Consider the following 12,521-nt stretch of genomic DNA (forward strand, 5'->3'; position numbering starts at 1 on the left):
ACTTTATTTCTTAATATTTTTGCGCGGCCACTTGATTGCGTTCCAAGATACTCTGATTAACAAATAGAAGACTCCGAGGACGCTCATTAAAAACAAAATAGCGGGCAAAGGTATCAGCATTGGCATTTGTGGTTTAAGCGCCAAACCATCCTTTAAGTTTTGCGGTAAAGGATTAGGCGTGACCGGAATAATCTTCCACTGGCTTCTATCGGCAGGTACCTGTCGCAAATATTGCTCGAAGCTATATACCGGCGACAGGCCTGCAACCCGGCTGGAAGGAATCTGCGGGATGCGAACAAAATAAATCGCTTCAATTTGATTTGCTATGCTTTGCATCTCGGGTGAAGACAAGGTTTGTGTGCTGCCGGTTTGGGCGATATTGAGCAAGTCATTGCCAATCGCATCAAACGCGACAGCGGGAAACAGGCGCGTCATTTCAGTGTTGAGGTAATCGTAAATCTCGCGGCCTTTGGTCAGGCTGCGTTCAGTCGCGGCTATGTACCAATAAGCAGCGCTTGCTTTGAGCACGCTTTCACCGCCACTTTCCGGTACCTTCCAACCCAGGTTGTGCAAGACATCGACACTGGTGCCTGCGCAGTTGTCAGTGGCATGATCATACACAAAATCATTGCGGTAAAAATGCTGGTAGACACGGTTGCTAGCCGCCTGAATATTGGCCGGTACAGACGGTTGCGAAAACACTGCCACCAGCATATATGACGGACGGTAAAATGCCTGCCCGCTATTGAGATCAGCCATGTATTTATCAAACGGCGTCACCCCGGCAATAATGCCTTTTTCGCTATTGGTCGCCAGATTGTAATAATTATTCACCAGCCAGTGGTGATAACTGCCATCGTCACCGACGACACCGGTAGCCAACGCAAAATGTCCTCCGTGTGCCTCATCGTCGTCACCTTGTGCCCCATTTAACAACACACCCAGGACGGCTTTACCGGCCAGTGCCGGCTGAATACTTGGCATTTTCTGCCATAACAACCGACTTTCGTGCGGACTATGTGCGCCGCCTTGATCGAATTGCACCAGTTGTTTGAGTGATTCATTCGTTTGCAATGGTTGCGGCTGTGCTTGCAGATTAAGACGAAAATCTTCCGGCCAGAGGGTGCGCGCTATGATACTTTGCCCGACTTGCTCGCCGCGGATGCTGAGGGCTCGTTGTGCGTAAAACGCCTGTGTATCCTGATTCCAATAAGACAGATTGGTCGGGATTTTTGGCACGATTTCAAACGACATTTCTTTGCCGTCAGCTAACTGCAATCGCTTTCCATCGCCTGATAAATGCGTATGAGTCCATTGTTGGGTCGAGCCAGTCCATACGACATCTGGCAATGCATGCAAATCCAGAGAAGCTACATCATCAGCACCGCGTTTATCCAGTGAAAAGCAGGTCAATGATTGACCTGCTCCCGGCACTGCCACGATTTCATTTTTGAAATACCATTGCGCCTGCGGCAAACTCTGGCAATGCGCGCAAGGCATGCTCAGGGTTATAAACTGCTCGCTGTCGTACTGCCCAAGGGGATGTTTCACAATCTCACCTGCTGCCATTACCGTCTGGGAGCATCCCAGTACAAACCATGCCAATTTGCGCATGTGAGTCTACTCCGATGCGAACAAGCGTCTTACATACGCAACGCTAGTTAGCCAGTATTCAGGCTGGCGCAGGCATAAATAACCCGCCACCAGCAGGTTCAAGACTGCCGTCACTGAAAACAGTTGCGGAATGCTTAAACCCTGGCTAAATAACAATAGAGAAAATCCGGCCGAAAGCACCATGAATAAGGCATTCATAATGTTGTTAGCGGCAATCACACGCGATTGATAGCGCGCCTCAACCCTTGATTGAAGCAAAACATACAAGGGCACAATATAAAGGCCACCACTCACACCGAGTAAGGCCACATCTAACAGCATGCGCCAGTAGTCCAGCTGGCTGATCGATTGCAGCGACCAGCCAGGGTTAGCCAAAAACTGTTGCTGGATGCTGCCCGCAGTAGAGGCAAAATCCCAGGCGAACAGCGACATGCCAACGGCTCCCAGCATCACCAAGCCAAGCTCCTGCTTACCTTTAGAGAGTTTTTCGCACCAGAGGGATCCTATCCCCACGCCCACCGAAAAGATGGATAACAAGGCAATAAAATCGCGCTCGCTGCCATGCAGGCCATCTTTTGCCAGGTTGGGAAACTGCGCCAGTAGGGTGGCGCCGAAAAACCAGAACCAGGAAATGGCGACGATACCCACCCACAAAGTCTGCTGCGCCCAAAAGATGCGCACGTTATTCATGGTTTCGGTGATGGGATTCCAGTTGATTTTCATCTCCGGCACCGGCGCGGGTGACAGCGGAATACTGCGGCTGATGTGGTAGCCGGAGATAGCGATCAGCAAAATACTCAGGCTGGTGAAGAATTCATGTTGCGGCAGGCTACCCAGCCACGCTCCAAGTACCTGTCCCAGCAAAATTGAGACGAAGCTGCCCATTTCCACCAAGCCGTTACCAGCAGTCAATTCACCTGGTTGCAAATGTTGCGGGAGGTATGAATACTTCACCGGGCCAAACACGGTGGAATGCACACCCATCAGAAACAATGCCAAGGCCAGCATGGCGAGGCTATGTATCATAAAGCCGATGCTGGCAAACAGCATGATGGCGATCTCAAGCAGTTTGACCAGCCGGATAATCTTCGACTTTTCATACTTATCCGCCAGTTGACCGGCAGATGCGGAGAACAGGAAAAACGGCAGGATGAACAGGCCAGGCAGCAACGTGACCAGCATACTGCCATCCAGCGTGGTCAGGCTGGCAGTGTTAAAGGCCACCTGCGTGATCAATGCTGTTTTAAATACATTATCGTTAAAGGCGCCCAGTCCCTGGGTCCAGAAAAAAGGGCGGAAACGGTTTTGAGTAAGTAAGCTGAATTGGTTATTCATGATGGATTCTTCAAAGTCGCTCAAATAATGACCTGGTTTCGAAAACGTGCGGGGAAAACGCTTGCCCGTTGATCTTAAGCAGGCGTTTCAGTGCAAAGTCGTATAGCAGAGGGTTGGTTCGTTTCAAACCCAATAAAAAGGGTTTGTGTTCATCGGCTAGCCAGCCGTCAGCAATCAGGGTATTGATATTGGTCAGTGGCATGATGCCGGGTAGAGGGTAATCCGAGCCATTCACCAGTCGCGGGTGCCAGTCCTGGCGTGCAATTAAAGTAGGCAATACCCAGGCATGATTGATCAGGGTAGTCGCAGAAATATCGCCAAAAACTAATGACTTGTAATCGGGCGTATCCATCATTCGGGTGAATAAATCGAAGCTTTTGATGATGCGGCCGCCATGATCAAGGTCTTCATCACTACCATCGCTGGCGCAATGCGCAAGCACCACTTTTACACCCTGGTCCAGTGCCTGGCGCATGCGTAGCGGATTACCATAGGTTTGTTCACCTCCGGCAACGGCGCTTTCCTTGCCTGTATGGCTGATGATAGGCAAATTCAGGCTAGCCAGCTTTCTATAAAAAGCTGCACACTTTTTAGAGGCAGGGTCTATGCCCATGCCTGAAGGCAGCCACTTGATAGCACGCGCGCCATGCTCGTAGACTTTATCCAGTTCATCCAGCGCATCGGGGCGATAAGGATGAATACTCGCCACCCACTCAAACCGTTCCGGGAACTGGTTGGCAATGTGTGCTGCATAAGTATTGGATACATGGAAAATGGAAGCGGCTTCGAGAATCTGCCCGGTCTGGTCCCTGTACCAGTCAAAAGCATACAACATGAGTTTGACGCCCACGGGCATGGCAGTTACCAATTGCGTCATTTTCTCAACAGTGGATTCATCGATACGCGCCGGGTCTGCACAGGTGCCATTCATATAAAACGCTTTTTGCAGCTTTAACGATGGATGCATCCAGCTATCCATCTCCGGATTAAACCAGGTTTCATTGCTGGCATCGCCCACGCCTACCAGGTGCACATGCATATCCCACACCTGGTCTGGCCGGACTCCCTGCCAGATGTGTTGATAGGTCGGGTGTTGCAGCAGACTGTCTGGCATGTTTGCCAGGCAAGGATTGCTTAAGCCAGCATCTGGCCAATAGCGCCAGGCGGCGTGGCTGATGCCAGCGAAGGCCAGGCCTCCTGCTGCCAGCAAGAACTGCCTGCGGTTCATTACTGCTCTTCTGCCATTTGTTTAAGCGTCACATAATCTGTTTTGCCGGTGCCTAGTAGCGGAATATTTTCCACGACGATGATTTTCCTGGCGATGGCGATTTCCGGTGCGCCCAGATTTTTGGCTACCACCTGCAGGTCTTCCCGTTTCAATGCAGCATCTGTAGTAAACAGTACAATATTTTCGCCCCTGTTGGCGTTTGCTTGCGTGGTCGCGGCATGTTTGTGGTCAGGCGCAGCCGTATTAGCGATTTTTTCTACCGTTTCCAGCGATACCATCTCGCCAGCCACTTTGGCAAAGCGCTTGACGCGGCCTTTGATATGAATAAAGCCTTCCTGATCCACCTCCACGACATCGCCAGTGTCATACCAGCCATTGGGCGGCGGAATCAATTTGCCTGGCTGGTCATACAGGTAATAGCCCTGCATGATGTTGTCACCTTTGACATACAATAAGCCACCGTTTTCTATGCCAGCCACAGGCTCAAGTTTGTGTGCAATCCCCGGAAAAAACTGGCCGACAGTACCCTGTTTATTCGCCATTGGCGTATTGGCCGACACCACAGGCGCACATTCGGTGGTGCCATAACCTTCCAGTATGCGAATGCCGAATTTTTCGTGATAAACCTTTCGTACTTCTTCATTCAGTTTCTCCGCGCCTGCCACCACAATGCGCAATTTGTAAAAATCGTATGGGTGTGCGAACTTGGCATAATTGGCCAGGAAAGTACTGGTCGAGATAAACACCGTACAATTTTTCTCGTATATCACTTCCGGAATCACCCTGTATTGCAAAGGCGAGGGAAACAGCATGATACGGATACCGCTAAGCAGCGGCAGCAAAGTGCCGGTAAAGCCAAATGCGTGAAACATCGGCAACGACATCATGAACTTGTCAGTCGGGTTGAAATCCAGCGTCGCCATGATCTGGTGGATATTAGCCAGGATACTCTTGTGGCTGTGGACAACACCTTTGGGCTTGCCTTCCGACCCCGAAGTGAAGAGGATCACGGCAGTATCTTCTGCGTGGATCTTTTCCATGGCAGCACGCGGGAAATGCAGCGCGTAGCCGATCAGCCAGGCACGGTCCAGCAGGCCAAATTGCGGGCGCAAATCTTCCAGGTAAACAATCTTGATGTCTTTCAGTTGCGCAACCACTTCCTGCAGTTTGGCCGTTTCAAGGAACTGGCGCGAAGTCATGATGGTGTTGATTTTGGCCGCGATACAGGCATTCTGGATACCCGCCGTGCCTGATGTGTAATTCAACATAGCAGGAATGCGCTTGAACGCCATCATCCCCAGGATCAGGCCAGCAGTGTTGGTGATATTCGGCATCAACACGCCGACGGCCTGGTTTGGCTTGCTGACCTTGCAGGCGAGTCGTCCCAGTGCCAGGCTTTTCTTCAGCAAGTCCCGGTAAGTTTCCTCCTGCAGGTTCAAGTCTTCAATAATCCGCATGCTGCTGCCAGATTTATCGATGGCATCCAGGAAGGTTTCAAACAACGTTTTATTTGGCTGTGTCTGGAACAGCATGTTTTGCATGATGTTGCGCATAGCAGCACCAGCAATGCGCCGTCGTTGCTTGCTGGTAAGCGGTGTTTTATCTTGAGATTCGGTACGAATTTCAGTCGGCGGCATGATGGTCAGCATCACTTTAGGAAATAATTTACGCGGATGAGCGGCAGATAAGCGGCCAAAATAAGATTGGGCGGCCCCTTCTACCCGGATCGGCAAGATCCTGACGCCGGTTTTTGCTGCGACAAATCCAGGGCCGTCATATACCTTCATCAGCGCACCGGTAGAAGTAATGCGCCCTTCCGGGAAAATCACCACATTTTCCCCGGCATTCAACCGCTGAATCACTTTTTTCATCGCTAACGGGCTGGTGGGATTTACTGCCAGATGTGGCGTCAGACTCAGAATCCATCTGAAAACGGGATTCTTCAATACATCGCTATGCACAACAAATGTCGCACGTTTAGGTAAAAACAGGCCGATCAGCATGCCATCGAGCAACGATTCATGATTAGCGATAATCAACAAGCGGTCTTCTGAAGGTATGTGCTCCAGCCCTGCTACGCGAACACGAAACACCAAACGGCATAACACTCTTAAAATGCTGACAAGCATTTAAATTCCCCTTAAATATCTTCTTTTAAATAGGTCATGACGTTTTGCAAGGCCTGCTGCATCCGCGCTTTGTTGACCCAGAAATACACCTCGCGGCCAATTTTCTCGCTTTGCAAGGCACCCCCCCGTTCAAGTACTTTCAGGTGATGTGTAACTGCCGTGCGGCTGAGATTTGAACTGTCTACGATTTGCAAAATGGTCAGGCGTTCGTTTTTTTCAAACGATAGCAAAATTCGTTGCCGATGTGCATCTCCTAAGGCAACAAACAGGTCAGAAATATCCGACCAGGCTTCAGGGATGTGGGTGATTAATCTCATATAACTAAATAATTAGATATATAGTGATTTATGTCAAGCCTGTTTATGCTTATGAAAAGAATTTAATTAATGGGGTTGAAAATGCCGGATAAGCAATTGCAGCATGGCGTCATCGCCGGGTTGCCCGGCACTGAACACTGTCAAATGATGTAATTGTGCTTGTTCGGCGATGCGGTCATGATTGACGAATAAAGGAATTGTTTTCAGCCATTCGGAGTCGCCTGCCAGATCGAGCAAAAACCGTAATGCTTCCGAACTGGTAATAATAATGGCCTGCAATTGGTGGCTGGCATGAGCCTGCGCCAATACGTCAGCATTTTCCTGCGGATTGACGCGCCGATAACACTCCCCGAACACGACTTGGGCACCGCGTTGTTTCAGGGTATCCGCCAACACTTCGCGGCCGCCGACGCCTCGCACAATCAATACGCGCTGGCCCTGCATCTGCTGCAATTGAGGTAAGGCTAGCAAAGATTCACTATCGAAACGGTCGCTTGGTTTTAATACCTCAGTGACACCAAAACCCTGCAGTGCACTGGCAGTGGTTGGCCCAATCGCAGCGAATTTTAAACTGGCAGGTAGTGGATTTTGTTGCAAGAGTGGCATGCCGTATTGCACAGCATTGCTACTGATAAAAATCGCCCAGTCAAACTGGTTGAGCGGTGAGATGGCAGCATAAAATGCCGAGAGATCAGGCAGGCTGGCAATATCCAGTAGCGGAAATGAAATCACCGAACCACCCGCTTGTGCAATCGCAGCATTCAGTTTGGTCGCCTGTTCCGGAGGGCGCGTCACTGCAATATGCACTCCCGCCAGCGGCTGCGTCACTTTACGCCGTCCAGCGCTGCCAGGATTTTGTCCGCCCCACGGGCAACCAGCTGCTGCGCCAGTTGCTGGCCGAGCTTTTCTGCCAACACGGCATCACCAGTGACGGATTCTTTGAGCATTTGCTGACCATCGACGCTGGCGACAAAACCTTGCATGGAAATAGTATTACCCTCTTTAGTCGCATAAGCACCCAGCGGCACGGTACAACTGCCGGCCAAAGCACGGCTGAAACCGCGTTCCGCTTCTACACATAATTGGGTATCTACATGATTGAGTGGCGCCAGAATCTCGATCAGATCGGTGCGGCTGGCGTTAATCTCGATGCCTAAAGCGCCCTGGCCTACCGCCGGAATACAGTGTGCCGCATCAATAAAACCTTTAATACGCTCACCCAAGCCCAGGCGGATCAAACCGGCAGCCGCCAGGATAATGGCGGCATACTGGTTTTCATCCAGCTTACGCAAACGCGTTTGCACATTACCGCGCAAGGATTCAATTTTCAGGTGCGGAAAACGCGCCTGGATCTGGCTTTGACGACGCAGGCTAGAAGTGCCAACGATGCTGCCATCCGGCAAAGCTTCCAGGCTGGTGTAAGCATTGGAGACAAACGCATCACGCGGATCTTCACGCTCGCCGGTAGCCACTAATACAAAGCCTTCCGGCAAATGCATGGGTACATCTTTCATACTGTGCACGGCGAGGTCAGCACTGCCATCTGCCAGTGCGTTTTCCAGCTCTTTCACAAACAAGCCTTTGCCGCCTATGCGCGATAAAGGCGAATCCAGAATCTGGTCACCAGTGGTGGTCATGCCTAAAATGCTGACATCACATTGTGGGTAAAGCGCTTGTAAACGCGCTTGAATATGCCTGGCTTGCCACATCGCCAGTGCGCTTTCGCGCGAGGCAATCACCAGTGATTTTGGAGGGTTAACGGTAGTCATGCCGCCATTTTAACATAGGGGATTGGCCGTCTGCGTAGCTTCACTAGCAGTTGCTTTTTCACGAACCTTTTACGCCACAGTCCGGTCGGATTGAGTTATGCTAACAAACCTTATCATCAGAAACACTGCTTAAAATTAAAGTATTAACGATAAAAACGGAGGGCTGCCATGCAGTATCAAATCGATATTTTTCTTTCTTCACTCAATCAATTCTGGATTGAGCTAGTCAACTTTGTCCCCAAATTGCTGGCAGTCATTGTCATCCTGTTTTTTGGGTGGCTGGTTGCCAAGCTGGTACGTATCGGCGTGAAACGCCTGCTGGAAATCACCCAGTTTGATGCTTTTGCCAAGCGTTCCGGTCTGGAATCTTTTATGCGCAGCGCCAATCTCAATGTCACGCTGAGTGGCATTATCAGCCAGGTGGTTTACTGGCTGGTCATTTTACTGTTCGTGATCACCTGTGCCAACTCATTGGGCATGACAGAAGTGGCGATGTTGCTGCGTGAGCTGGCTAGCTACCTGCCACATATTATCGTCGCTATCCTGGTGGTGATTTTTGGTACCTTGTTCGCGCGTTTTATCAACCGCCTGGTATTTGCCTGGTTGCATAGCATTAAGTTTGAACAAGCCCTGATCATCAGTACATCGGCTGAATACTGCATCCAGATCCTGGCGATTTTCATCGGCCTGGAACAACTGGGCATAGGCATGCAACTGATTCACGCCTTGTTTGTGATTGTATTTGGGGCCGTATTCCTGGCACTGGCAATTGCATTTGGCCTGGGCGGTAAAGACTGGGCGGCCAAAGTGATCGAACAAGCCGAACAGAAGAAAAATCTTAAATAACTTTAAACCTCAAAATGCATTAGCGATTCAGGGCCGTTTCATACGGCCCTGATCATATGTTGGTGGCGACGACTGACCACCAATGTCTCCGGAATGCCCTTGATCAATACCACCCAACTTGATTCACCAGCGTCTTCGGTGTCTGCATTCTGAATGCGTTGCTTTTCAAAACCGGCGATCGCGTCCCTGGCTACCAGTGCATTCCTGTGTATACGCACAAAGCGGTCAGCATAAGTCTGTTCCAGCTGGTTTAAAGACATTTCCAGCAAATAACTTTTGTTCGTTGTCCGTACCGTCACATATTTCAACTCAGCGCGGAAATACAACACCTCATCCACTGAAATCAGCAACACTTTTCCCCGCTCATGTATGCTCAAATGCTGACGGGTATCTTGCAATGATTGCAGGCTTTGCGACTGCTTCAGCTGCAACGGGCGCGCCTTATTCAGCGCGTCCGATAAGCGCTCGGCACGAATCGGCTTCAAAAGATAATCGATGGCATTCAGGTCAAACGCCTGCAAGGCATGATGATCGTAGGCAGTGGTAAAAATAAGGTTAGGAGGGCTGGGTAGCTGGCGGATATGTTGGGCCAGTTCGATGCCATCCATGACCGGCATGCGGATATCCACCAGGGCGATATCCACCTGCCGGGTTTGCAATACCGCCATTGCCTCCACGCCATTCGCAGCTTCGCCGACCACGGTGTAGCCGCCGATATCGCCAACCAGATCGCGCAAGCGCTGTCTTGCCAGCGGCTCGTCATCGACAATCAGCAACTGCTGTTTAGCCATGCGGCACCTCGGACAATGGCCGGGTCGGAATTGTGATTTCCACTACATAGTGCCCCTGCTCTTCATACTGCCTGAGCCTGGCCTCCAGGTCGTAATGCAAACGTAACCGTTCACCGATATTTTTAAGCGCCATTTTATTGCCACCCGATTTTTCCGGACGCTGCGATAGTGGATTGCTGATACGCAACACCAAGCTTTGCGCACTGGTACTGATATTGATCACAATCGTGCCACCCTGTGCCAATGTTTCTATGCCGTGATATACCGCATTCTCCACCAGCGGTTGCAGGATCAGCGGCGGAATCATCAATGTGGAAGGGATCTTCGCAATGTGCCATTCGACCTGCAAACGCTCATCCAAACGTAGTTTTTCTATACTTAAATACTGCTGGCAAAGCGTGATTTCCTGCGCCAAAGGCACCAGCGCACGGTTATCTGCCATCAGCACGCGGAAGAGTTCCGCCATATCTTCCAGCGCAGTCTCCGCACGTTGCGGCTGGCTACGTATCAGTGACAACACCGCATTGAGGCTGTTAAACAGAAAATGCGGGCGGATACGCGCTTGCAACGCTTGCAAACGTGCTTCGGCAATAGCTGGGGAATAAGCCCGTTGCAATAAATCCAGGTAATACAGGCTTAGCGCCACATCCCCCACACATAGCAGCAATATTTGCAGACTTTGAGAGGCAGTCAGCGGCGAAATCCCGATATGGTAAATATAGGCAGATAAAGAAGTAAGTACTAACGCCAACGCCATGATTGCAGCCAGGCCAATCACATATGGCAGTCTGGTAATCAAGGCATAAAGCAAAGTCAAAGCCCCCATGGTCAGCAGCAAAGGCGGTAGCCATTGCCCGGCTAATTGCGTCAGGTCCCCGGCCCAGAGAGCAATATTCCATGCTGGCTGGCCATCATAGATCGTCAACAATCCCAGCAAGCCTGCATGCATTAATAGCAGACGTAAGTGTATGCCTAGATTGCGAAAATTGGGAATGCGGTTGCTTTTACGCACGGCGTGATGTTCGTTTATAATGTCGTGCCTGCATCATAAGTATTAAGCGCCAGTGGCGCAAGCATGCGCTAGACGCCCAATTTCTGGCAGAAAGAATTTTTGCTTTGACAACTTCGCAATCCACACCACACTCTTCGCTGCATCAAAAAGACCAGGCTTGGTCCGGCCGCTTCAATGAGCCGGTGGCTGAACTGGTGAAACGATACACCGCTTCGGTCGACTTTGATAAGCGCCTGGCTGCATTCGATATACAGGGTTCGATTGCCCACGCCACCATGCTGGGTGCACAAGGCATTATTTCGGCGCAGGATGTTGAAGATATCAAACGTGGTCTGGGCGAAATTTTAAGCGAGATTGAAGCCGGTCAATTTGAATGGCTGCTGGACCTGGAAGATGTGCACCTGAACATCGAGAGACGCCTGACCGAGAAAATCGGCGATGCCGGCAAACGCCTGCACACCGGCCGTTCACGCAATGACCAGGTCGCCACCGATGTGCGCTTATGGTTGCGTAGCGTGGTCGATGACACCATTGCCGGTATCCGCGCCCTGCAAACTTCATTGCTGGATCTGGCGGAGCAAAACGCTGCCACCATCATGCCTGGTTTCACCCACCTGCAAGTGGCGCAACCGGTCACCTTCGGCCACCACCTGATGGCCTATTTTGAAATGCTGAACCGCGATGCCGAACGCTTTGCCGATGCGCGTAAACGTATCAATCGTTTGCCTTTAGGCGCAGCGGCTTTAGCGGGCACCAGCTACCCGATTAACCGTGAGCTGGTCGCCGAATTATTAGGTTTTGATAGCGTCTGCCAGAACTCACTGGATGCCGTGTCTGACCGCGACTTTGCCATTGAATTTAACGCGGGAGCGTCATTGCTGATGATGCACTTATCCCGTTTTTCAGAAGAACTGATTTTATGGATGAGCCCGCGTTTCGGCTTTATCGATATTGCTGACCGCTTCTGTACCGGCTCTTCCATCATGCCGCAAAAGAAAAACCCGGATGTGCCGGAACTGGTGCGTGGTAAAACCGGCCGTGTTTATGGGCATTTGGTTGGTCTGCTGACCCTGATGAAAGGCCAGCCACTGGCCTACAACAAAGACAATCAGGAAGACAAAGAGCCACTGTTCGATGTGGCGGATACCTTGCTGGTAACCTTGCAGATTTACGCCGACATGCTGCGCGGTATCACAGTCAAAGCCGACAATATGCGCCAGGCCGCGCTGGAGGGTTTTGCGACTGCAACAGACCTGGCCGATTACCTGGTGAAAAAAGGCATGCCTTTCCGTGATGCGCATGAGGTGGTCGCGCATGCCGTCAAGGCAGGCGTGGAAACCGGACGTGACCTGGCCGAATTCAGCCTGGCTGAATTGCAGGCCTTTAGCGCAACCATAGGCGATGATGTATTTGAAGTCCTGACACTGGAAGGCTCAGTCGCCAGCCGCAACCACACCGGTGGCACCGCGCCTGAACAAGT

The 12,521-nt window shown here is 51.0% G+C and carries 11 protein-coding genes; 2 read left to right on the forward strand and 9 right to left on the reverse strand.

All coding sequences use genetic code 11. The features are described from left to right. Window positions 1–3 precede the first annotated feature (3 nt). The 7 genes from VK958_RS04505 to hemC form a co-directional block, all read right to left on the reverse strand. Window positions 4–1,614 (reverse strand): hypothetical protein, encoded by a 1,611-nt coding sequence (locus VK958_RS04505; protein ID WP_325239336.1) that lies wholly within the window; start codon window positions 1,612–1,614, stop codon window positions 4–6. 6 nt (window positions 1,615–1,620) lie between these two features. After that, window positions 1,621–2,949, reverse strand: a complete 1,329-nt coding sequence (locus tag VK958_RS04510; protein ID WP_325239339.1) for an MFS transporter — start codon at window positions 2,947–2,949, stop codon at window positions 1,621–1,623. Window positions 2,950–2,959: 10 nt separating this feature from the next. Beyond that, the gene (locus VK958_RS04515) at window positions 2,960–4,177 is read right to left on the reverse strand and encodes an amidohydrolase family protein (RefSeq protein ID WP_325239341.1); all 1,218 of its coding nucleotides are present in this window, start codon (window positions 4,175–4,177) and stop codon (window positions 2,960–2,962) included. After that, entirely contained in the window at window positions 4,177–6,306 is a 2,130-nt protein-coding gene (gene aas / locus VK958_RS04520) for a bifunctional acyl-ACP--phospholipid O-acyltransferase/long-chain-fatty-acid--ACP ligase (protein ID WP_325239343.1), read from the reverse strand. Before aas ends, VK958_RS04515 begins: the two co-directional genes overlap by 1 nt. Before the next feature lie 11 nt (window positions 6,307–6,317). Further along, the gene (locus VK958_RS04525) at window positions 6,318–6,623 is read right to left on the reverse strand and encodes an ArsR/SmtB family transcription factor (RefSeq protein ID WP_325239345.1); all 306 of its coding nucleotides are present in this window, start codon (window positions 6,621–6,623) and stop codon (window positions 6,318–6,320) included. Between the two features lie 66 nt (window positions 6,624–6,689). Then, window positions 6,690–7,451 (reverse strand): uroporphyrinogen-III synthase, encoded by a 762-nt coding sequence (locus VK958_RS04530; protein ID WP_325239347.1) that lies wholly within the window; start codon window positions 7,449–7,451, stop codon window positions 6,690–6,692. Further along, window positions 7,448–8,392 carry a hydroxymethylbilane synthase gene (gene hemC / locus VK958_RS04535; protein ID WP_325239349.1) on the reverse strand — a complete coding sequence of 315 codons (945 nt, stop codon included), beginning with the start codon at window positions 8,390–8,392 and terminating at the stop codon, window positions 7,448–7,450. Before hemC ends, VK958_RS04530 begins: the two co-directional genes overlap by 4 nt. A 168-nt stretch (window positions 8,393–8,560) precedes the next feature. Here hemC and VK958_RS04540 point away from each other — a divergent pair, with 168 nt between their 5' ends. Beyond that, window positions 8,561–9,238: a mechanosensitive ion channel family protein gene (locus tag VK958_RS04540; protein WP_055830559.1), complete on the forward strand. Its 678-nt coding sequence runs from the start codon at window positions 8,561–8,563 to the stop codon at window positions 9,236–9,238. Between the two features lie 38 nt (window positions 9,239–9,276). On the opposite strand, the gene VK958_RS04545 is transcribed toward VK958_RS04540, so the two are convergent. Continuing rightward, window positions 9,277–10,029 carry a LytR/AlgR family response regulator transcription factor gene (locus VK958_RS04545; RefSeq protein WP_325239351.1) on the reverse strand — a complete coding sequence of 251 codons (753 nt, stop codon included), beginning with the start codon at window positions 10,027–10,029 and terminating at the stop codon, window positions 9,277–9,279. Further along, window positions 10,022–11,041 carry a sensor histidine kinase gene (locus VK958_RS04550; RefSeq protein ID WP_325239353.1) on the reverse strand — a complete coding sequence of 340 codons (1,020 nt, stop codon included), beginning with the start codon at window positions 11,039–11,041 and terminating at the stop codon, window positions 10,022–10,024. The genes VK958_RS04545 and VK958_RS04550 overlap by 8 nt, the downstream gene beginning before the upstream one ends. A gap of 104 nt (window positions 11,042–11,145) precedes the next feature. Between VK958_RS04550 and argH the strand changes: the two genes are divergently transcribed. After that, the coding region (gene argH / locus VK958_RS04555) for an argininosuccinate lyase (protein ID WP_325239355.1) at window positions 11,146–12,521 on the forward strand (1,376 nt) is incomplete at its 3' end.

It is taken from the genome of Methylophilus sp. (assembly GCF_035460085.1).
In the GTDB taxonomy this organism is placed as follows: domain Bacteria; phylum Pseudomonadota; class Gammaproteobacteria; order Burkholderiales; family Methylophilaceae; genus Methylophilus.